A 21,488-nucleotide genomic window follows, 5' to 3' on the forward strand; every position below is an offset into this window, starting at 1 on the left:
GTCTTATATCGCGCCATTGTTCGCGATCACGCACCCATGTTCTAGGGGGACCCCCAAGTGACAACTCCGCCGCCGCAGGGCAATCCATTCGCGCAGGGCCAGAACCCGTACGCCCAGGGCCAGCCGCCCCAGGGCCAGGCCCCGTACCCGCAGCAGCCGGGCCAGCCGGGCTTCCCGCAGGGCGGGGCGCCCTATGCGCCGGTCCCCCCGGAGCAGCCGCGCCGCAAGGTCAGCTTCAAGACGATCAAGAACGTGCTCATCGGCGTGGGTGTCGTGACGGCGATCGTCGTCGGCTACATAGCCAGCCTGGACGACGCGGACCAGGCGAAGGTGGGCGACTGCCTGAAGTCGGCCTCCTCCTCATCCTCGAGCGATGAGATGGAGGTCGTGGACTGCTCTTCCTCGGAGGCGGAAGCCAAGGTCCTCAAGAAGGTCGATGGCACCTTCACCTCCTTCACCGCCGAGACGGAGTGCCGCAAGGTCAGCGGCGCCACGAGCTTCTACGCCCAGACCGGCGACGGCGACAACTTCGTGCTGTGCCTCTCGGACGTCTGATCTGAGCTCTCTGCACGCCTAGGGGCGATGTTTCACGTGAAACATCGCCCCTAGGCGTATCCAGGCGGGCACGTTTCACGTGAAACATGCCCCGCTCCCAAAGCTCAGCCCTGCGCGGCCCACCACTCCTTGAGCGCCGCCACCGCATCGTCATGCTCCATCGGCCCATGCTCCAGCCGAAGCTCCAGCATGTGCTTGTACGCGTTGCCGATCACCGGCCCCGGGCCGACGCCGAGGATCTCCATGATCTGGTTACCGTCGAGGTCGGGGCGGATGGAGTCGAGTTCCTCCTGCTCCTGGAGTTGAGCGATGCGCTCCTCCAGGCCGTCGTAGGCGCGGGACAGCGCCGCCGCCTTGCGCTTGTTGCGGGTCGTGCAGTCCGAGCGTGTCAGCTTGTGCAGGCGGTCCAGAAGCGGGCCGGCGTCGCGGACGTAGCGGCGGACGGCGGAGTCCGTCCATTCACCGGTGCCGTAGCCGTGGAAGCGCAGGTGGAGCTCGACCAGACGTGAGACGTCCTTCACCAGCTCGTTGGAGTACTTGAGCGCCGTCATGCGCTTCTTCGTCATCTTCGCGCCGACCACCTCGTGGTGGTGGAACGAGACCCGACCGTCCTTCTCGAAGCGACGCGTGCGCGGCTTGCCGATGTCGTGCAGCAGGGCGGCCAGCCGGAGAGTCAGGTCGGGACCGTTCTCCTCCAGCGCCATCGCCTGCTCCAGGACGATCAGCGTGTGCTCGTAGACGTCCTTGTGACGGTGATGCTCGTCGCTCTCCAGCCGCAGCGCCGGCAGCTCCGGGAACACCCGCTCGGCGAGCCCGGTGTCGACCAGCAGTGTCAGGCCCTTGCGCGGGTGGGCGGAGAGGATCAGCTTGTTCAGCTCGTCCCGCACCCGCTCCGCCGAGACGATCTCGATCCGCTCGCTCATCTCCTTCATGGCCGTCACCACCTCGGGGTCCACCTCGAAGTCGAGCTGGGCCGCGAAGCGCGCAGCACGCATCATGCGCAGCGGGTCGTCAGAGAAGGAGGCCTCCGGCGTACCCGGGGTCCGCAGGACGCGCGCCGCGAGATCCTCCAGCCCGCCGTGCGGGTCGACGAACCCCTTCTCCGGCAGCGCGACCGCCATCGCGTTGACCGTGAAGTCACGCCGGACGAGGTCCTCCTCGATCGAGTCGCCGTACGACACCTCCGGCTTGCGGGACGTCCGGTCGTACGCCTCCGATCGGTAGGTCGTCACCTCGATCTGGTAGCCGTCCTTCTGCGCACCGACCGTGCCGAAGGCGATCCCGACCTCCCACACCGCGTCCGCCCAGGGCCGCACGATCTTCAGCACGTCCTGAGGACGGGCGTCGGTCGTGAAGTCCAGATCGTTGCCGAGCCGGCCGAGGAGCGCGTCCCTGACCGAGCCGCCGACCAGGGCGAGTGAGAACCCGGCGTCCTTGAAACGGCGGGCGAGGTCGTCGGCAACAGGCGCGACCCGCAGCAGTTCACTCACCGCGCGATGCTGCACCTGACTCAGGACACTGGACTTGTCTTCGTTGGCGTTCGGCACAACAGGAGAGGGTACGTGGCCACGGCGCGCCCGAGCGCCTCCATTAAACGTGCACGAGGCGCGCACAGACACCTCCGCGGATGTGCCCCGGCGTCTGCCGTCGCTACCTTTACGACTTGGTGACGGCCCTCCCTCTATAAACGCACATACGGGACAGGCCGACGCCTCGGACCGATCTTGTGGGGCGGTCCGCGGCACTTCCCCTCAGCGCACATCGTTACCATGCGTGGACGCACATTCCGACGACCACTGACGACGACGAGGGACGGGCGAGCGCGTGGCCGAGGCGGCAGACTTCCAGGGGATGAGTCCCTCACCTGCCCGCCGCTGGGTGCGGCGCACCGGAGCACTGATCGCCGGGGCACCACTGCTGGCCGGTCTGCTCACGCTGTCTGCCGCGGCGCCCTCGCACGCCGCCGCACAGGACTCCCTGAAGGCCGCTTCCGGCTCGGAAACCGTCGATGTCGCTGTGGACTCGCTCACTCCGACCGTTCCCGGCGAGGACGACACCATCACCGTGTCCGGCACGGTGACGAACAAGGGCAAGGAGGCCGTCACCGACGCACAGGTGGACCTGCGGCTCGGAGGCGTCCTGAACACCCGATCGGCCATCGACACGGTCGCCGGCCGCACCGACTACCAGCAGGGGCTCGACGGCTCCCCGGTCGGCGAGAAGTACGTCAAGGAGTTCGCGAAGCTCGCCCCGGGCATCTCCCAGAACTTCAGCATCTCGGTGCCGGTCGACAAGCTCGATCTCGGCGGCGAGGGCGTGTACCAGTTCTCCGTCTCCCTGTCCGGCGAGACGTCCTCGCAGGCCTGGAACCACGTGCTGGGCATCGAGCGGACGTTCCTGCCGTGGCAGCCGGACGGCGCCGACACGAAGACGAAGACGACGGTTCTGTGGCCGCTCATCTCCACGTCCCAAATGACGGCGCAGACGGGATCCGACGAGGCCCAGACGCCGGTCTTCCGTGACGACGACCTCGCCAAGGAGATCGCCCCGGGCGGCCGCCTCCAGCAGCTGGTGTCGCTCGGCAAGGATCTCGACGTCACCTGGGTGATCGACCCGGACCTGCTGGCCTCCGTGGACGCGATGACGGAGAGCTACCGCGTCCAGGGCGAAGGGGACACGACCACGGCGGGCACCCATCAGGGAGCCGCCAATCGGTGGCTGTCCGAGCTCCAGGACGCGGTGCAGGACAAGGAGATCGTCGCCCTGCCCTTCGCCGACCCGGACCTGGCCTCCCTCGCCCACAACGGCACGAACGTCACCGGCTCCCTGAGCCACCTCAAGGAGGCCACCGACGTCGCCGCGGACACCGTCGAGTCCGTGCTCCATGTCGTACCCGCCAGGGACTTCGCCTGGCCCGTGAACGGCGCCGTCGACCCGTCCATCGTCAAGGTCGCCACCTCCGCCGGCGCGGACAAGGTGATCGCCCGCAGCGACAGCCTGATCGAGACCGGCGGTCTGCCCTACACACCCTCCGCTTCCCGCCCCATCGGCGGCGGCACGACGGCGGTCGTCGCGGACGCCCGGATGTCGACGGTGTTCCAGGGCAACCTGACACGGGCGTCGAGTTCGACGCTCGCCGTGCAGCGGTTCCTCGCCCAGAGCCTGGCGCTGAACCTCCAGTCGGACCGGCAGCGCAGCATCGTCGTCGCCCCGCAGCGGATGCCGTCGGCGAGCCAGGCCCAGGCGATGGCCGCGGCCGTGACGGCGCTCCAGGGCGGCTCCTGGTCCCAGTCCCAGGAGCTCACGGCCGCGGCCACGGCCAAGCCGGACGCCGGAGCCACCACGAAGGTGCCGTCGGCGTCCCGGTACCCCTCCTCGCTGCGCAAGCAGGAGCTGCCGCGCGAGGCCTTCGAGCAGATCGCGTCCACGCGGAACAAGCTCGACAACTTCCAGGTCATCCTCAGCGACCCGTCCCGCGTGGTGACCCCCTTCGGCCGGGCCTTGAACCGCGAGATGTCCTCGTCGTGGCGCGGCCGCTCGGCGGAGGCGGCCGACTACCGCAACGGTGTCGAGGCGTACATCAACTCCCTGGCCGGCCAGGTCACGCTGATCGAGAAGTCCGAGACCAAGCTCTCCGGACGCAGCGCCACGATCCCGGTGACCGTGCAGAACAACCTGGTCCAGGGTGTCGAGCATCTGGTGCTGCGGCTCACCTCCACGAGCCCGAGGCGTCTGGAGATCGGCGGCGAGGCCTACTACGAGCAGCCCGTCTCGGTCTCCGGCGGACACAGCCAGACCGTGAAGTTCCCCACCTCGGCGCAGGCCAACGGCCAGGCCTCGGTGATCGCCCAGCTGTACACGGAGGACGGGCAGGCGTACGGCCAGCCCGTCAGGTTCGATGTGAAGGTCACCGAGTTCACGGCCACCGTGATGCTGGTCATCGGCGGCGGTTTCCTGCTGCTGGTCCTCGCCGGGTTCCGGATGTACACGCAGCGCAAGCGCGCCGCGGCCCGTGAAGCGGAGGAGGACGACTCCCGGAAGACGGGCGCGGAAGAAGGCGGTCCGGAGAACCCGGAAGGGCCCTCCGACCGTCTCACACCCGAGGATGTTCTCAAGGAGGAGTCCCGCCACGAGGACGGGGCAGACGCCCCGGAGCAGGCGAGTGACCCTTCACCGGACACCGCAGCGGAAAGCGCCGACCCGTCCGGCACGGGTGAGAGAGTGGACCGTTGAGCGAAGTCGTGGCCGGTGGGCCAGGGACGATGAGGTGGGGTAGCCATGAACGCGCCGTACGACGGTGACCGCGGCCAGGCCGCGGGCAGCTCGGGGCACCCCGAGGGCCCGCCGCCCGAGCCCGGCCAGGTGCCGCCGCAGCAGCCCGCGGACATGTACCTCCAGGACGCCTACGACCAGGACCCCTACCGGGGCCAGGAGCTCTCCGCCCAGGACCCGGTCGCCGAGGCGCTGTACGACCGTGCCGCGCACCCGCCGCCCCCGCCGGGCACGTACCAGCCTCAGCAGCCCCTCTACTCCCAGCCGCCCCAGTCGCCGTACGCCCCCGACCCCAATGTGTGGGCCCAGACCCCGGCGCCCGAGCCGGAGGGCCCCACCCAGTACCTGCCGTACGGTGACGACCCTCGTACGACCCAGTACGTGGGCGTCGACGACCTCGTCTCGCACTCCGCCGGGGAACAGCAGGAGCACGACGCCTTCGCGCACCTCTTCCGCGACCAGCAGCAGGGCGGCCACCCGCAGTACCAGGCACAGCCCACGGTCCCGGCACCGTCCCCCGCGCCCGCCGCGGGGGCCACGCCGCCCGCGGGAGCCGAGACGGCCCCGCCTGCACCCGCCCCTGCCCCCGCTCCCACCGGGAAGCAGGGCGGCCGGGCCGGCGGTCTGCTGAAGTCGAGCGCCGTGATGGCCGCGGGGACGATGGTCTCCCGGCTCACCGGGTTCGTCCGGTCCATGCTGATCGTCTCGGCACTGGGCCTCGGCCTGCTCGGCGACTCCTTCCAGGTCGCCTACCAGCTGCCGACGATGATCTACATCCTGACCGTCGGCGGCGGCCTCAACTCCGTCTTCGTGCCGCAGCTCGTGCGTGCCATGAAGGACGACGAGGACGGCGGCGAGGCCTACGCCAACCGTCTGCTGACGCTGGTGATGGTGGCGCTCGCTGCCCTGACCGCGCTCGCGATGTACGCCGCCCCGCTGCTCGTCAGCGCACTGTCCACCAAGGTCGCAGGGGATCCCGCCGCCAACGACGTCGCGGTCACCTTCACCCGTTACTTCCTGCCCTCGGTCTTCTTCATGGGCGTCCACGTGGTGATGGGCCAGATCCTCAACGCGCGCGGCCGCTTCGGCGCGATGATGTGGACCCCGGTCCTGAACAACATCGTCATCATCGTGACGCTCGGCATGTTCCTGTGGGTGTACGGCACCGCCGAGCACTCCGGCATGTCGGTCACGAGCATCCCGCCGGAGGGCCAGCGGCTCCTCGGCATCGGTGTCCTGCTCGGTCTGGTCGTCCAGTCCCTGGCGATGATCCCGTATCTGCGCGAGACCGGCTTCCGGCTGCGGCTGCGCTTCGACTGGCGCGGCCACGGCCTCGGCAAGGCCGCCGTGCTCGCCAAGTGGACCATCCTGTTCGTCCTCGCCAACCAGGCAGGCGCGCTCGTGGTCACCCAGCTGTCCACGGCCTCCGGAATCGCCTCCGGCGTCGTCGGCACCGGCTTCGCCGCCTACGCCAACGCACAGCTGATCTGGGGCCTGCCGCAGGCCATCATCACCGTGTCGCTGATGGCCGCCCTGCTGCCCCGTATCTCCCGCTCGGCCGCCGAGGACGACCCCGGCGCCGTACGCGACGACATCTCCCAGGGCCTGCGCACGACGGCCGTGGCGATCGTGCCGCTCGCCTTCGGGTTCGTGGCCCTCGGCATCCCGATGTGCACCCTGATGTTCGGCTCCTCGGGCACCAGCGCAGCCACCAACATGGGCTACATGCTGATGGCCTTCGGCCTCGGCCTGATCCCCTACTCGGTGCAGTACGTCGTGCTGCGCGCCTTCTACGCCTACGAGGACACCCGCACCCCCTTCTACAACACGGTCATCGTGGCCGCGGGCAACGCGGGTGCCTCGATGCTCTGCTTCCTCGTGCTGCCGGCCCGCTGGGCCGTGGTCGGCATGGCCGCCTCGTACGGCGTGGCCTACGCGATCGGCGTCGGTGTCGCCTGGAGCAGGCTGCGCAAGCGGCTCGGCGGCGACCTCGACGGCACCCGGGTGATGCGGACGTACACCAGGCTCTGCATCGCCTCGGTGCCGGCGGCGCTGCTGAGCGGCGTGGCCTGTTACGGAGTCACCCTGACGCTCGGCCAGGGCGCCCTCGGCTCTCTGGCCGCCCTGCTGGCCGGTGGAGCGGTACTGCTGGGCACCTTCTTCGTCGCCGCGCGCAGGATGCGCATCGACGAGCTCAACTCATTGGTCGGCATGGTTCGCGGGCGTCTGGGTCGCTGAACCGGGGTACGCGCACAACCATCGTCCGCCACCGTGTGTCGTGCATAGCGGCGGACTGTGGGCACAATTGGTTCGGCGTCGGACGGCGCGCACGGGGTCCAACGGCGCGCAATGGATGGGGAGGCAGGAACGACGGTGGCGGAACGGAGCACGGCTGCCGTCGACGTGGCAGACAACAGCGGCGACGAGCCGCTGACCGCTCAGGCGGACCAGTCCACGGCCGACGGGGTGGCCAAGAATCGGGAGCGGGTCACGGACATCGACGAGGCACAGGGGAGTGGCGGGACCGAGGGTCCCGGGAAGGCCTCACCGCCCGAACTGCACAGCGGCCACAAACTCGCCAGACGCTACCGCCTTGAGGAGTGCGTCACCCGTCTGGACGGTTTCAGCAGCTGGCGGGCGGTCGACGAGAAACTCCGTCGCGCGGTCGGCGTGCACATCCTGCCCGCGGACCACGCGCGGGCGCGTTCCGTTCTGGCCGCGGCCCGTTCCTCCGCATTGCTCGGCGACCCGCGCTTCGTCCAGGTCCTCGACGCCGTGGAGGAGAACGACGTCGTCTACGTCGTCCACGAATGGCTCCCCGACGCCACGGAACTGACGACCCTTCTCGCCTCCGGCCCGCTGGAGGTGTACGACGCCTACCAGATGGTCACCCAGGTGTCCGCGGCCATGGCTGCGGCCCACCGCGAGGGTCTGGCCCATCTGCGGCTCAACCCGAACGCCGTGTTGCGCACCTCCAGCGGGCAGTGGCGCATCCGCGGCCTCGCCGTGAACGCCGCGCTGCGGGGCATCAGCTCCGACACCCCGCAGCGCACCGACACGGAGGCCATCGGCGCCCTGCTGTACGCCGCGCTCACCCAGCGCTGGCCGTACGAGAGCGACGCCTACGGGCTGTCCGGGTTGCCGAAGGACGTCGGTCTGATCGCGCCCGACCAGGTGCGTGCCGGTGTCCACCGTGGGCTGTCCGAGCTCGCCATGCGCGCGCTGGCCAACGACGGCGCGACCGCCTCCCGGCACGAGTCCGCGTGCACCACGCCGGAGGAACTGGTGAAGGCGATCGGCGAGATGCCGCGCATCCGCCCGCCGGAGCCCTCGTTCACGGCCCCGCCGGACTATCAGCGCACCACGTACCAGCAGGGCACGTACGGCCGCCAGACGCGTCCCGGCGTAGCCCAGCAGATGCCGACTCCGCCGCCCCCGCTCCAGAGCCGCACGGGCAAGGCCCTGAAGTGGGCCGTCTCGGCCCTCCTCATCGCAGCTCTGGGCCTGGGCAGCTGGCAGTTGGCGGACGCGCTCATGGACCGGGGCGGCAAGTCCGAGGACTCCAACCAGACGCAGACGACCGAGGACAACGACAAGAGCCCGACGAAGCCGGCCAGCAAACCGATCGCCATCGAAGGCGTCCAGGACTTCGACCCGTTCGGCTCGGACCCCACGGAGAACCCGAGGGACATAAACAAGATCTACGACTCCGCGTCGGGCACGTATTGGCAGACGAACTACTACGCCAGCTCCGACTTCGGTCGGTTGAAGTCGGGCGTCGGAGTCATCCTGGATCTCGGCAAGGTCCAGCCCGTCGGCAAGGTCACCGTCAGCTTCATGGGCGACACCTCCGTCGAGCTCCGTGCCGCCTCGGGCGACCCCGGCGCCACACCGACGTCCTTCGACAGCTACCCCAAGGTGGCTTCCGGTTCCGGCACCACGGTGACGCTCAAGCCCGGCGACTCCCTCAAGTCCCGCTACCTTCTGGTCTGGCTGACCAATCTGCCGAAGCAGGTCGACGACGGCCAGTTCCGTGGCAGGGTCGTGGACGTCAAGGTGAGCAGCTGAGAAAGGGAGGGAGGTCCGATGGCGGATGGCGGCGCATTCGGTGACACAAGCGATCAGGACCTCCTCGCCCTGCATGTAGAGGGCGACCCCGACGCCTTCGGGGAGATCGTGCGGCGTCACCGTGACCGCCTCTGGGCGGTGGCGCTGCGGACGCTGGGCGACCGCGAGGAGGCCGCTGACGCCGTCCAGGACGCCCTCGTCTCCGCCTACCGGGCGGCTCACACCTTCAGGGGCCAGTCGGCCGTCACAACATGGCTGCACCGCATCACGGTGAACGCCTGCCTGGACCGTGCCCGCAAGGCGGCCTCCCGCAAGACCTCCCCGGTCGACGACACCGAGCGCCTGGAGCAGCTCCTGGAGCCGCACGAGTCCGCCTCGGCGCCCGCGGAGCGCAATGATCTCCATCGCCAGCTGCTGGAAGCGCTCGGCACTCTCCCGCCGGACCAGCGGGCGGCCCTCGTCCTCGTGGACATGCAGGGCTACCCCGTCGCGGAGGCCGCCCGGGTTCTCGATGTCCCGACGGGCACGATCAAGAGTCGGTGTGCACGCGGCAGAGCCAGACTCCTGCCGCTCCTCACCCATCTCCGCCCGGAAAGCGGCGGCGGCAAGGATCCCGGCGAAAGGCGGAACCGGACGCAGGGGGCATCCGTCCCACCGGCAGCGGGTCCGGAGGCCAGGAAGCCGAAGGAGACGGATCCGCGCGATACAGGGCCGAGTGATTCAGCCGCAGTGAAGGGCGGAGGTGGGCGAGCGTGACATCCACGACAGACACGGCCGGGCACCCGGACGTCGCCGAGATCTCCGACCTCGCCGAGGGCCTCCTCCCCCCGTCCAGGACCGCCGATCTACGCCGGCATCTGGACGAGTGCGAGCTGTGCGCGGACGTCCACGCCTCGCTGGAGGAGATCAGGGGACTGCTCGGCACCCTGCCCGGCCCGGCCCGGATGCCCTCCGATGTCGCGGAGCGCATCGATGCCGCGCTCGCCGCGGAGGCGCTGCTGAGCGCGACGGCACCACAGAACGCCGGCGCACCTACGCATACCGGCGGCGCCCATGCGGTCTCCGCTGCCGACGACGGCAGGTCCGCCGAGGACGACGGTGCTCATGTTTCACGTGAAACATCGACAGCATCGGACCGTCCGGCAGGTCACGCCCGCTCCTCCACCACCGGCCCCGGCCGCAAGGACCGCAAGAGGGCGGGGCGCCGCAAGGTCGCCGTCCTGGGTGCCGCCTTCACGGCCGCCGCCCTGGGCCTCGGCACCGTACTGCTGACCTCATTGATGGGCGGCGGAGGATCCGGTCCCACGGCCGAGGGCGGACAGACCACCACCGACACCTTCTCGGCGGCGAAGCTGGAGAAGCAGGTAGACCACCTCCTCGCCACGAGCGGCAGCAACATCGACAAGTCCCGCGGCCCGGACGAGAGCATGGGCGTGAGGGGCGGAGCCGACACCGAGAGCCCGAAGATCCTGCGCGAGATCACCGTGCCGGAGTGCATCCAGAAGGGCATCGGTCGCGATGAGGCCGCGCTCGCCGCTCAGGAAGGCACTTTCCAGGGCAAGGAAGTGCTGCTCGTCGTCCTCACCGACGCCTCTGACGCCGGCAAGGTCACCGCTTATCTCGTCGACGCGAGCTGTGTGACACACCCGTCGACCACCAGTGCCAAGGTCCTTCTGACGAAGTCCTACGCACGTAACTGAGAGCCCCGTGGTTCGTCTTCGTCAGGCGCGGCAACCCCTACGGTGAGGCCTCACCGTGTGCCCGGACACAGTGGGAATGCACGCCCCTTAGGATCCGTTGGGTGGGGTGAGAGTTCTGAAAGGGGCTCCACCGGTCCGACGACGTATTCCAGAGACGAGGAATCAAGCCGTGAGCGACGTCCGAAACGTGATCATCATCGGCTCCGGGCCCGCCGGCTACACGGCGGCGCTCTACACCGCGCGCGCGTCGCTGAAGCCGCTGGTGTTCGAAGGTGCCGTCACCGCCGGTGGTGCGCTCATGAACACGACCGACGTGGAGAACTTCCCGGGCTTCCAGGACGGCATCATGGGTCCCGAGCTCATGGACAACATGCGCTCCCAGGCCGAGCGCTTCGGCGCCGAGCTCGTCCCGGACGACATCGTCAACGTCGACCTGAGCGGTGAGATCAAGACTGTCACCGACACCGCGGGCACGGTCCACCGCGCGAAGGCCGTCATCGTCGCGACCGGCTCGCAGCACCGCAAGCTCGGTCTGCCGAACGAGGACGCCCTCTCCGGCCGTGGCGTCTCGTGGTGTGCCACCTGTGACGGCTTCTTCTTCAAGGACCAGGACATCGCCGTGATCGGCGGCGGCGACACCGCGATGGAGGAGGCGACCTTCCTCTCGCGCTTCGCCAAGTCCGTGACGATCGTCCACCGCCGGGACACCCTGCGCGCCTCGAAGGCGATGCAGGAGCGCGCCTTCGCCGACCCGAAGATCAAGTTCGTCTGGGACAGCGAGGTTGCGGAGGTCCAGGGCGAGCAGAAGCTCTCCGGGCTGAAGCTGCGCAACATCAAGACCGGCGAGTTCTCGGACCTGGCGGTCACCGGCCTGTTCATCGCGATCGGCCACGACCCGCGTACCGAGCTGTTCAAGGGGCAGCTGGAGCTGGACGAGGAGGGCTACCTCAAGGTCAGCGCTCCCTCGACCCGCACCAACCTCACTGGTGTCTTCGGTGCCGGCGATGTGGTTGACCACACCTACCGCCAGGCGATCACCGCGGCCGGTACCGGCTGTTCCGCCGCTCTCGACGCCGAGCGCTTCCTCTCCGCCCTCGCGGACGAGGAGAAGGCTGAGCCCGAGAAGACCTCTGTCTGACCCCCATCCTCCCCACGCACCGATCAGTTAAGGAGCCCGCCGTGGCCGGCACCCTGAAGAATGTGACCGACGATTCCTTCGACCAGGACGTCCTCAAGAACGACAAGCCCGTCCTGGTGGACTTCTGGGCCGCCTGGTGCGGTCCGTGCCGTCAGATTGCGCCGTCCCTCGAGGCAATCGCCGCCGAGCACGGCGACAAGATCGAGATCGTCAAGCTCAACATCGACGAGAACCCGGGTACGGCCGCCAAGTACGGCGTCATGTCCATCCCGACGCTGAACGTCTACCAGAACGGCGAGGTCGCCAAGACCATCGTCGGCGCGAAGCCGAAGGCCGCCATCCTCCGCGACCTCGAGGACTTCATCGCCGAGTGATGTTTCACGTGAAACACGAATGGGCCAACCCGAGGGGGTTGGCCCATTCGTTTTAGAGAGGTCGCAGCACCGGTTCCTTCTGGACCGCGCCCAGAAGCCGGTCGATCGCCATCTCCACGTCTTCCTTCCACGACAGCGTGGTCCGCAGCTCCAGCCGCAGGCGCGGGGAGGTGGGGTGCGGACGGACCGTCTTGAAGCCCACGGCCAGGAGATGGTCGGCGGGCAGAACACACGCCGGCTCTTTCCATCGAGCGTCCCCGAAAGCCTCGATCGCCTTGAACCCCCGGCGCAGGAGATCCTTGGCGACCGTCTGGACCATCACTCTGCCCAGCCCCTGCCCCTGATAGCCCGGCATGATGAAGGCGGTCATCAGCTGCACCGCGTCCGGTGAGACAGGGCTCGTGGGAAACGCCGTCGCGCGAGGAACGTAAGCCGGAGGCGCGTACAGCACAAAGCCGACCGGCACTTCATCGACGTACACGACCCGCCCGCAGGAGCCCCAGTCCAACAGGACGGCGGAGATCCAGGCTTCCTTCTCCAGTGCGGCGGTGCCGGCCTTTACCGCTGCCTCACCGCTGACCGGGTCCAACTCCCAGAAGACACACGAGCGGCAGCGCTTGGGAAGGTCCGGAAGGTTGTCCAGCGTGAGCGGTACGAGCCGACGCCCCATGAAGGCTGTTCCTCGCTTCCTTCGCCCGCGGCATCGCGAGCGGCTGTCAGGGCGCTTCGTTCCCTGAGCAGGCTGCCGACGAATCCGCCGACCGCGCCCAGCCCAAGACCCGCGCTCACCAGTCCGGTGCGGCTCACCGTTCGCATGGACCCCGCCTCCCCTAAGAGGTCTGCCAGGTGGATGCGCCATACCCGATCGCATCGTATCCACGATGCGATTCCATCGATACCGCCAGAAAGCAAAGTGCGGGCCGTGTTCCGGTACACACCGGACACGGCCCGCATGAACGAGTCGGACAGCCGACCCGGCCGGGCATCAGCCCTCGTTGTCCTCGTCGTCCTCAGCAAGCAGGCTCTTCTGCAGGGCGAGCTTCTCGCCCGGAGCAAAGGTGCTGAGGATCCGCTCGAGGTCCTCCGGGGAGGCGAACTCGACGGTGATCTTGCCCTTCTTCTGACCGAGTTCGACCTTCACGCGCGTCTCGAAGCGATCCGAGAGCCGCGTCGCGAGGTCGGACAGCGCCGGCGACGGAACCGAGCCGGCCCGGGGACCCCTGGACCGCGGAGTCTTCTGCGGACGGGAGCCCATCAAGGTCACGATCTCTTCGACGGACCGTACGGACAGCCCTTCGGCCACCACCCGGTAGGCCAGCCGCTCCTGCTCCTCCGCGTCCTCCACGGACAGGAGAGCCCGTGCATGGCCCGCGGAGAGCACTCCGGCCGCCACCCGGTTCTGAACCTTGGGCGAGAGCTTCAGCAGACGCAGGGTGTTGGAGACCTGGGGCCGGGAACGGCCGATGCGGTCAGCCAGCTGGTCATGCGTGCAGCTGAAGTCCTTCAGCAGCTGATCGTAGGCAGCCGCTTCTTCGATCGGGTTCAGCTGAGCGCGGTGCAGGTTCTCCAGCAGCGCGTCCAGGAGAAGCTTCTCGTCATCCGTGGCCCGCACGATCGCCGGGATCGCCTCAAGACCGGCCTCCCGGCAGGCCCGCCAGCGGCGCTCACCCATGATGAGTTCGTAGCGCGAGGGGGCGATCTGACGCACGACGATCGGCTGGAGGAGACCGACCTCCTGGATGGAGGTGACGAGCTCCTGGAGCGCGTCCTCGTCGAAGATCTCACGCGGCTGCCGCGGGTTCGGCGTGATCTCGTCGAGGGGAATCTCCGCGAAGTGAGCACCCATGGGAGCGGCGGGCGTCTCCACGGCGCCGTTCGACGACGGCTCCTCGGTTTCATGTGAAACAGGCGGCAGCGTAGCCACCTTGGCCGCGGCAACCCCACGGTCGGTCAGCGCCGGCATCGCGGCCGGGGAGGCGGAAGCAGCTCCCCCTACCGCAGCCGGGGGTACCGTCTTCTCCGTCGGTGCAGCAGGGATCAGTGCGCCGAGTCCACGACCCAAACCCCTCCGTCGCTCGCTCACTGGATCCCCTCCACCATGCTCGGGTTGCTCTGGGCGCCGAAGTGGCCGTTCGTCGGGTCGTAGCTGACACCGACGCCCTTCAGCGCGATTTCTCGTGCGGCCTCAAGGTAGGACAGGGCGCCGCTCGAACCTGGATCGTAAGTCAGAACCGTCTGCCCATAGCTCGGCGCCTCGGAGATACGGACCGAGCGGGGAATGCTCGTCCGCAGCACCTCGTCGCCGAAGTGGTTGCGTACCTCGTCCGCGACCTGGGACGCGAGCCGCGTCCGGCCGTCGTACATGGTGAGCAGGATCGTCGAGACGTGCAGAGCGGGGTTGAGGTGCCCCCGCACCAGGTCGACGTTGCGCAGCAGCTGCCCGAGGCCCTCCAGCGCGTAGTACTCGCACTGGATCGGGATCAGGACCTCCTGCCCGGCCACGAGCGCGTTGACCGTCAGCAGGCCGAGCGAGGGAGGGCAGTCGATGAGGACGTAGTCCAGCGGCTGTTCGTAAGCCTGGATCGCCCGCTCAAGCCGGCTCTCGCGTGCCACCAGAGACACCAGCTCGATCTCCGCACCGGCGAGATCGATCGTGGCGGGGGCACAGAAGAGACCCTCGACATCGGGGACCGGCTGGACGACTTCAGCGAGCGGCTTGCTCTCGACCAACACGTCATAGATCGAAGGAACTTCGGCGTGGTGGTCGATCCCCAGGGCTGTGGATGCGTTGCCCTGAGGGTCGAGGTCGATGACCAGTACACGGCCGCCATGCAGGGCGAGCGACGCGGCAAGGTTCACAGTCGTCGTCGTCTTGCCCACGCCCCCCTTCTGGTTGGCGACCACAATGACACGCGTCTGCTCGGGCCGTGGCAGGCCCTCACCGGCGCGGCCCAGAGCCTCGACCGCCAGTTGGGCAGCACGACCGATGGGAGTGTCGTCCATCGGGGGCGGTGTTTCACGTGAAACATCGTCCCCCATCGACTCGGTACGGGGACCGGGGACCGGATCGGTCATCGGTCCCGCGATGTTGGCGTCGGACCGCAAGGATTCACTCTCCTCGACTTCAGGCTCGCAATGAACAGAGCCTCCCATGTCTTCGGGGTCGTGAACCAGTGAGGCCTGTTGTTCTGTGGAGAAATCCACCTCTGTGGAAACCTCCGTGCCCCTCCAGGGGGACGGAGGTTCGTCGGAAGCACCCTCCTTGAGGGACCCGAGGGGCTTTCGGTCACGCGGTTCGGCAGCGCGGCCACGACTAATGATGCCGTGCAGCAGTGAGCGACGTTTCACGTGAAACACGATGCACAGCAGCTGCGGCCGAACTGTCGCGACACTCCGGCATGGGTGGGTTTGCCAGCTTGTGTGGAGTACGTCTCGTCGTCAGGACGGATCAGCGCCGTCGACGGACCCGTCCCGTCCTGGCCGCCTTCGCCCGCTTCGCGGCGAAGCGCACACCGCCCGGGCTCTCCCCGACCTCGACGCGCACAACCGTGGACATCGGGTCCACCACGCCCTCGCCCACATGGAGGATCGACGTCTCCACCGCGCCCAGCTTGCTCAGAGCCGTCGCCGCGCTCTTCAGCTCCTCCTCCGCGGTGTCGCCCTTGAGCGCCAGCATCTCGCCGTAGGGGCGCAGCAGCGGGATACCCCAGGTGGCCAGGCGGTCCAGCGGAGCCACAGCACGGGCGGTCACCACATGTACGGGCGGCAGCTTCCCCATGACCTCCTCGGCACGACCGCGCACGACCGTCACATGGTCGAGCCCGAGCAGCTCCACGACCTCCGTCAGGAAGTTCGTCCGCCGCAGCAAGGGCTCCAGGAGAGTGATCTTCAGGTCCTCCCGGACCAGCGCCAGAGGGATGCCCGGCAGGCCGGCCCCCGAGCCGACGTCGCACACCGTCACGCCCTCGGGAACGACCTCCGAGAGCACCGCGCAGTTCAGCAGATGGCGCTCCCACAGACGGGGCACCTCTCGTGGGCCGATCAGGCCGCGCTGCACACCCGCCTCGGCGAGCAGTTCGGCGTAGCGGACCGCATCAGCGTAGCGATCGCCGAACACCTCACGTGCCTGTTCGGGCACAGGGGGAAGCTCCGCTGCCTCCGTCACGGGGGGACCGTCCTTCCGTACCGCGCCGGCGCTTCGGGCGCCGACCACCAGAACCACCAGAACTAACAGGCTGACAAACTTCGGCCCCGCCTGCGCACAGACGGGGCCGGAGGAAACGTAGGGACCGATCAGGCGGGAAGGACGACGACGAACCGCTGCGGCTCCTCGCCCTCGGACTCGCTCCGCAGGCCCGCCGACTTCACCGCATCGTGCACGACCTTGCGCTCGAACGGCGTCATCGGCTTCATCTTCACGGGCTCGCCGGTGCTCTTGACCTCGGCGGCGGCCTTGGCGCCCAGCTCGGAGAGCTCGGCGCGCTTCTTGGCCCGGAAGCCCGCGATGTCCAGCATCAGCCGGCTGCGGTCCCCGGTCTCCCGGTGCACGGCCAGGCGCGTGAGCTCCTGAAGCGCCTCCAGCACCTCGCCCTCACGCCCGACCAGCTTTTGCAGGTCGCGGCTGCCCGCGTCGCTGATGATCGAGACAGCGGCGCGGTCGGCCTCGACGTCCATGTCGATGTCGCCGTCGAGATCGGCGATGTCGAGCAGACCCTCGAGGTAGTCCGCCGCGATCTCGCCCTCTTGCTCCAGGCGGCTCAGGGTGTCTGCACCCTCGGCAGCGGCGGAGGTGGTGCCTTCCGTCACGGGATGGGCTCCTTCTTACTTCTTGGACGGGGACTTGGGGCGCTGCGGACCGCCCTTGCGCTGCCCGGACTGGGCCTTGCTGCGGCCGCCACTGCTGGGCTTGGGCGCGTCCTTCTTGGCGGCTTCGGGCTTGGCGTCCTCAGACTCGGACTTCTCGAGCGAGGTCGGCTCACCGGCCTGCTTCGGGTGGCCGGACTGACGCTGGGCCTTGCTCTGCCGCTTCGGCTGCTGACGCTTGGGCGTCGCCGTGGTGGTCGGCGTACCGTCCTCGGCGATGGTCGCGACGGCGCCCTCGCTCTTCACCACGGTGCCGTCGGCCTGCGCCGCGAGACCGGCCTTGGTCAGGCCGTTGATGAACTTGCGCTCGAACTCGTTGCGGTCGCGGCCCTTGGCGACGATGGCCTTGACGATGGCGCGCTCGCCCCGGCGGCGGGTCTTGCCGTGGCTCGTGACGTGCTTGGTCAGGCGCTCCAGGTAGGCGGCCTGGGCCTTGGATCCCGGGGTCGGGTTGTTGTGGATGACGTACATCTGCTGGCCCATGGTCCACACGTTGGTGGTCAGCCAGTAGACGAGGACACCGACCGGGAAGTTGATGCCGAAGACGGCGAACATGACCGGGAAGACGTACATCAGCATCTTCTGCTGCTGCATGAACGGCGTCTTCACCGTGGTGTCGACGTTCTTCGTCATCAGCTGGCGCTGCGTGTAGAACTGCGACGCCGACATCAGGACGATCATGATCGCGGTGACGATGCGAACCGTGGTGATCGAGGCGTCCAGCGCGGCGGCGTCGGAGGCGCTGTCGGTGAACTTCGCGGCCAGCGGGGCCCCGAAGATGTGCGCCTGCTGCGCGCTCTTCAGCAGGCTCTCGTTGATGACACCGATGGTGTCGTTGTTCGCGATGCTGTTGAGCACGTGGTACAGGGCGAAGAAGAACGGCGACTGCGCCAGGATGGGAAGGCACGAGGAGAGCGGGTTGGTGCCCGTCTCCTTGTACAGCTTCATCATCTCTTCGGACTGACGCTGTTTGTCGTTCTTGTAGCGCTCCTGGATCTTCTTCATCTCGGGCTGCAGCGTCTGCATGGCCCGGGTCGCCTTGATCTGCTTCACGAAGAGCGGGATCAGGCAGATGCGGATCAGAATCACCAGGGACACGATGGACAGGCCCCAGGCCCATCCGGTGTCAGGGCCGAAGATGGCGCCGTACACCGAGTGGAACTGGACGATGACCCAGGAAACGGGTGTCGTGATGAAGCTGAAGAGGCTGGCAATCGTGTCCACTAATCATGCTCCTTGGACATGGGACGGGGTCTCTGCGGCCGGGCTCGAAGGAACATCACCTTCGATGGCCGTTTCGGCGGCGGAGGGCCCGCCCTTCCGTGCGCGCCACGCGTTGCGCACCATTTCGTGCCACCGTGGGCGCTTGCGCGGCGGGACATGATCCACACCGCCCAATGACCACGGGTTGCACCGCAGGATGCGCCAGGCGGTGAGCGCCGTGCCCTTGATCGCACCGTGCCGGTCGATGGCCGTGTACCCGTAGTGGGAGCACGACGGGTAGTACTTGCACACCGGCCCGAGCAGCGGACTGATCGTCCACTGGTACAGCTTGATCAGAGCGAGCAGTGGGTACTTCATCGCGCGCCCCCTCCCAGCAGCCGCTGCAGAGCGGCATCCAGGTCTCGGGCCAGCTGTGCATGGTCGGCATCACCCGAACCGGGCAACGCTCGTACGACTACCAGGCTACCGGGGGGCAGCTGGTCGACTCTGTCGCGCATCAGATGGCGAAGCCTGCGCTTCACCTTGTTCCGTACGACCGCGCCGCCCACAGCCTTGCTCACGACGAAACCCGCACGCGTCGGGGGAGCGCTCTCCCCAGGCGCGTGCGGGTCCGTGGCACCGCTACGAAGGTGGACGACGAGTGTCGGGCGGCCTGCCCGACGACCTCGTCGTACCGCGGTCGCGAAGTCCTCGCGCCGCCTCAGCCGGTTCTCGGTGGGCAGCACGACGTCATGACCTGATCAGGATCAGGCGGACAGGCTGGCGCGACCCTTGGCACGACGGTTCGCGAGAATCGCGCGGCCGGCGCGGGTGCGCATCCGCAGGCGGAAGCCGTGGGTCTTCGCGCGACGACGGTTGTTCGGCTGGAAGGTGCGCTTGCTCACTCGGGGGCTCCAGAGATAAATCGGTGTTTGGCGGGTGCCGTCCTGGCTGTCACCGTGCGCCCACGAGTAGCTCGCAGTTACGCCCGATTGCACCGCTTCCCGATCACCTGACGTGATCTGTGCCCATCGGAGGCAGGCGGCAGCAGCCATCGACAACTCGACCTGGTTACGGTACGCGCGGCTACGCCATCCGGTCAAACCAGAGGTCACGGGGAGACACTATCCACAGGCTGGGGACAACAACTTGAACCGCACCCGCCGCCCTGACTACCGTGACTGGACTCCGATTCGTTCCCTTGTCCCCCTGATTCTGGCTCCACCCGTTTGAATCCCGACCCGTCCCACAATCACACGTTCGTGGGACCTGTGAGAGAGCGTGCCCTGTGGCTGACGTACCTGCCGATCTTGCCGCAGTGTGGCCACGAGTACTGGAGCAACTTCTCGGTGAGGGGCGAGGGCAGGGCGTCGAGGGCAAGGACGAGCACTGGATCCGGCGCTGCCAGCCCCTCGCGCTGGTCGCGGACACCGCCCTCCTCGCCGTACCGAACGAATTTGCGAAGGGCGTACTGGAAGGCCGTCTGGCCCCGATCGTGAGCGACACGCTGAGCCGCGAGTGCGGCCGCCCGATCCGCATCGCGATCACCGTCGACGACTCCGCCGGCGAGCCCCCGGCCCCACCGGTACCCCAGCCCGCGCAGCAGCCCCGCTACGAGGAGCCCGAGCTCCCCTCCTACGAGAGCTACGGCCGCCACCGCGCCGACGACCAGCGGACCGGCAGCCCCGACCCGCTGCCCACCGCGCGCCCGGCCTACCCCGGCGAGTACCAGCGCCCGGAGCACACCCCCGGCAGCTGGCCGCGCCCCACGCAGGATGACTACGGCTGGCAGCAGCAGCGCCTCGGCTTCCCCGAGCGCGACCCTTACGCGTCCCCGTCCCAGGACCCGTATCAGCAGGACCCGTACCAGCAGGACTCCTATCAGCAGGACTCCTACGGCGGTCCCTCCCAGGACTACCGCCCGCAGCCGATGGAACGGCCGTCCTACGACGGGCACCGCTCGGAGTACGAGCAGCACCGCTCCGAATATGAGCCGCAGCGGCCCGACTACGACCGCGACGCCCGCCGTGAGCTGCCCGAGCCGCCCGTCGGCTCCGGTCATGTGCACCGCGGAGGCCCCGTCGGCCCCGGTCTGCCGGCCACCGGTGCCCCCGGCCCGCTGGCCGCGCAGCCCGCGCCGGCGCCCGGTCCCGGCGAGCCGACCGCGCGTCTGAACCCGAAGTACCTCTTCGACACGTTCGTCATCGGCGCCTCCAACCGCTTCGCGCACGCGGCCGCGGTCGCCGTCGCCGAGGCACCCGCGAAGGCCTACAACCCCCTGTTCATCTACGGGGAGTCCGGCCTCGGAAAGACGCACCTGCTGCACGCGATCGGGCACTACGCGCGCAGCCTCTACCCGGGCACGCGCGTGCGGTACGTGAGCTCGGAGGAGTTCACCAACGAGTTCATCAACTCCATCCGCGACGGCAAGGGCGACAGCTTCCGCAAGCGGTACCGCGAGATGGACATCCTGCTCGTCGACGACATCCAGTTCCTCGCGGACAAGGAGTCGACGCAGGAGGAGTTCTTCCACACCTTCAACACCCTCCACAACGCCAACAAGCAGATCGTGCTCTCCAGCGACCGGCCGCCCAAGCAGCTGGTCACCCTGGAGGACCGGCTGCGGAACCGGTTCGAGTGGGGTCTGATCACCGACGTCCAGCCGCCCGAGCTGGAGACGCGTATCGCGATCCTGCGCAAGAAGGCGGTCCAGGAGCAGCTCAACGCCCCGCCGGAGGTACTGGAGTTCATCGCCTCCCGCATCTCGCGCAACATCCGTGAGCTGGAGGGCGCACTGATCCGGGTGACGGCGTTCGCCTCGCTCAACCGGCAGCCGGTGGACCTGGGTCTGACGGAGATCGTCCTCAAGGACCTGATCCCGGGCGGCGACGACGCGACGCCGGAGATCACCTCCACGGCCATCATGAGCGCCACCGCCGACTACTTCGGCCTCACCGTGGAGGACCTGTGCGGCAGCTCGCGCGGCCGCCAGCTGGTCACCGCCCGCCAGATCGCCATGTACCTGTGCCGTGAGCTGACGGACCTGTCGCTGCCCAAGATCGGCGCACTGTTCGGCGGCCGCGACCACACCACGGTGATGCACGCCGACCGCAAGATCCGCAATCTGATGGCCGAGCGGCGCTCCATCTACAACCAGGTCACCGAGCTCACCAACCGCATCAAGAACGGCTGACGGAGCCGGCCGGCGCAGGGCCGCGAGGCCCGCTCGTACGTCACTGAGGGCGCTTCGGGACGAGATCCCGGGGCGCCCTTCGTCATGCCGCGGACGGCGGCTGTTCGAATACCTGCCGGGTT

At 68.4% G+C, this 21,488-nt stretch carries 19 protein-coding genes; 9 read left to right on the forward strand and 10 right to left on the reverse strand.

Annotated elements, in window-relative coordinates:
• Nucleotides 1-57 precede the first annotated feature (57 nt).
• On the forward strand, nucleotides 58-555 hold the full coding sequence (locus AC3ETA_RS28130; protein ID WP_432195695.1) for an LppU/SCO3897 family protein: 498 nt from the start codon (nucleotides 58-60) through the stop codon (nucleotides 553-555).
• A 104-nt stretch (nucleotides 556-659) separates the two neighbouring features.
• Here AC3ETA_RS28130 and AC3ETA_RS28135 read toward each other — a convergent pair whose 3' ends face one another.
• Complete coding sequence (locus tag AC3ETA_RS28135) at nucleotides 660-2,102, reverse strand: CCA tRNA nucleotidyltransferase (protein ID WP_432195696.1); 1,443 nt, start codon at nucleotides 2,100-2,102, stop codon at nucleotides 660-662.
• A gap of 277 nt (nucleotides 2,103-2,379) precedes the next feature.
• Here AC3ETA_RS28135 and AC3ETA_RS28140 point away from each other — a divergent pair, with 277 nt between their 5' ends.
• The 7 genes from AC3ETA_RS28140 to trxA all read left to right on the forward strand — a co-directional run bounded on the left by AC3ETA_RS28140 (nucleotide 2,380) and on the right by trxA (nucleotide 12,107).
• A complete protein-coding gene (locus tag AC3ETA_RS28140; RefSeq protein ID WP_432195697.1) occupies nucleotides 2,380-4,788 on the forward strand; it encodes a DUF6049 family protein in 2,409 nt (802 codons plus the stop codon).
• Between the two features lie 45 nt (nucleotides 4,789-4,833).
• Nucleotides 4,834-7,065, forward strand: a complete 2,232-nt coding sequence (gene murJ / locus AC3ETA_RS28145; protein WP_432195698.1) for a murein biosynthesis integral membrane protein MurJ — start codon at nucleotides 4,834-4,836, stop codon at nucleotides 7,063-7,065.
• Between the two features lie 135 nt (nucleotides 7,066-7,200).
• A complete protein-coding gene (locus AC3ETA_RS28150; protein WP_432195699.1) occupies nucleotides 7,201-8,895 on the forward strand; it encodes a protein kinase family protein in 1,695 nt (564 codons plus the stop codon).
• 18 nt (nucleotides 8,896-8,913) lie between these two features.
• The gene (gene sigM / locus AC3ETA_RS28155) at nucleotides 8,914-9,651 is read left to right on the forward strand and encodes an RNA polymerase sigma factor SigM (protein WP_432195700.1); all 738 of its coding nucleotides are present in this window, start codon (nucleotides 8,914-8,916) and stop codon (nucleotides 9,649-9,651) included.
• Nucleotides 9,648-10,595 (forward strand): anti-sigma factor family protein, encoded by a 948-nt coding sequence (locus AC3ETA_RS28160; RefSeq protein ID WP_432195701.1) that lies wholly within the window; start codon nucleotides 9,648-9,650, stop codon nucleotides 10,593-10,595. The genes sigM and AC3ETA_RS28160 overlap by 4 nt, the downstream gene beginning before the upstream one ends.
• 169 nt (nucleotides 10,596-10,764) lie before the next feature.
• Complete coding sequence (gene trxB, locus AC3ETA_RS28165) at nucleotides 10,765-11,733, forward strand: thioredoxin-disulfide reductase (RefSeq protein ID WP_432195702.1); 969 nt, start codon at nucleotides 10,765-10,767, stop codon at nucleotides 11,731-11,733.
• A 41-nt stretch (nucleotides 11,734-11,774) separates the two neighbouring features.
• The gene (trxA, locus tag AC3ETA_RS28170) at nucleotides 11,775-12,107 is read left to right on the forward strand and encodes a thioredoxin (RefSeq protein WP_432195703.1); all 333 of its coding nucleotides are present in this window, start codon (nucleotides 11,775-11,777) and stop codon (nucleotides 12,105-12,107) included.
• A 52-nt stretch (nucleotides 12,108-12,159) separates the two neighbouring features.
• Here the strand turns inward: trxA and AC3ETA_RS28175 are convergent, their stop codons facing one another.
• The 9 genes from AC3ETA_RS28175 to rpmH all read right to left on the reverse strand — a co-directional run bounded on the left by AC3ETA_RS28175 (nucleotide 12,160) and on the right by rpmH (nucleotide 19,078).
• Nucleotides 12,160-12,777 carry a GNAT family N-acetyltransferase gene (locus AC3ETA_RS28175; protein ID WP_432195704.1) on the reverse strand — a complete coding sequence of 206 codons (618 nt, stop codon included), beginning with the start codon at nucleotides 12,775-12,777 and terminating at the stop codon, nucleotides 12,160-12,162.
• Nucleotides 12,778-13,092: 315 nt separating this feature from the next.
• On the reverse strand, nucleotides 13,093-14,190 hold the full coding sequence (locus tag AC3ETA_RS28180) for a ParB/RepB/Spo0J family partition protein (protein ID WP_432195705.1): 1,098 nt from the start codon (nucleotides 14,188-14,190) through the stop codon (nucleotides 13,093-13,095).
• A complete protein-coding gene (locus AC3ETA_RS28185) occupies nucleotides 14,187-15,260 on the reverse strand; it encodes a ParA family protein (RefSeq protein WP_432195775.1) in 1,074 nt (357 codons plus the stop codon). Before AC3ETA_RS28185 ends, AC3ETA_RS28180 begins: the two co-directional genes overlap by 4 nt.
• A 295-nt stretch (nucleotides 15,261-15,555) precedes the next feature.
• Nucleotides 15,556-16,272: a 16S rRNA (guanine(527)-N(7))-methyltransferase RsmG gene (gene rsmG, locus AC3ETA_RS28190; protein WP_432195706.1), complete on the reverse strand. Its 717-nt coding sequence runs from the start codon at nucleotides 16,270-16,272 to the stop codon at nucleotides 15,556-15,558.
• A 128-nt stretch (nucleotides 16,273-16,400) separates the two neighbouring features.
• Entirely contained in the window at nucleotides 16,401-16,913 is a 513-nt protein-coding gene (locus AC3ETA_RS28195) for a Jag family protein (protein WP_432195707.1), read from the reverse strand.
• A 15-nt stretch (nucleotides 16,914-16,928) separates the two neighbouring features.
• Nucleotides 16,929-18,194: a membrane protein insertase YidC gene (gene yidC, locus AC3ETA_RS28200; RefSeq protein ID WP_432195708.1), complete on the reverse strand. Its 1,266-nt coding sequence runs from the start codon at nucleotides 18,192-18,194 to the stop codon at nucleotides 16,929-16,931.
• Nucleotides 18,195-18,197: 3 nt separating this feature from the next.
• Complete coding sequence (gene yidD / locus AC3ETA_RS28205) at nucleotides 18,198-18,551, reverse strand: membrane protein insertion efficiency factor YidD (protein WP_030947151.1); 354 nt, start codon at nucleotides 18,549-18,551, stop codon at nucleotides 18,198-18,200.
• On the reverse strand, nucleotides 18,548-18,919 hold the full coding sequence (gene rnpA, locus AC3ETA_RS28210) for a ribonuclease P protein component (protein ID WP_093746624.1): 372 nt from the start codon (nucleotides 18,917-18,919) through the stop codon (nucleotides 18,548-18,550). The genes yidD and rnpA overlap by 4 nt, the downstream gene beginning before the upstream one ends.
• A 21-nt stretch (nucleotides 18,920-18,940) precedes the next feature.
• Nucleotides 18,941-19,078: a 50S ribosomal protein L34 gene (gene rpmH, locus AC3ETA_RS28215; protein WP_015659252.1), complete on the reverse strand. Its 138-nt coding sequence runs from the start codon at nucleotides 19,076-19,078 to the stop codon at nucleotides 18,941-18,943.
• Nucleotides 19,079-19,461: 383 nt separating this feature from the next.
• Between rpmH and dnaA the strand changes: the two genes are divergently transcribed.
• Nucleotides 19,462-21,366 carry a chromosomal replication initiator protein DnaA gene (dnaA, locus tag AC3ETA_RS28220; RefSeq protein ID WP_432195709.1) on the forward strand — a complete coding sequence of 635 codons (1,905 nt, stop codon included), beginning with the start codon at nucleotides 19,462-19,464 and terminating at the stop codon, nucleotides 21,364-21,366.
• Nucleotides 21,367-21,488 lie beyond the last annotated feature (122 nt).

Source organism: Streptomyces sp. bgisy027 (assembly GCF_057710365.1).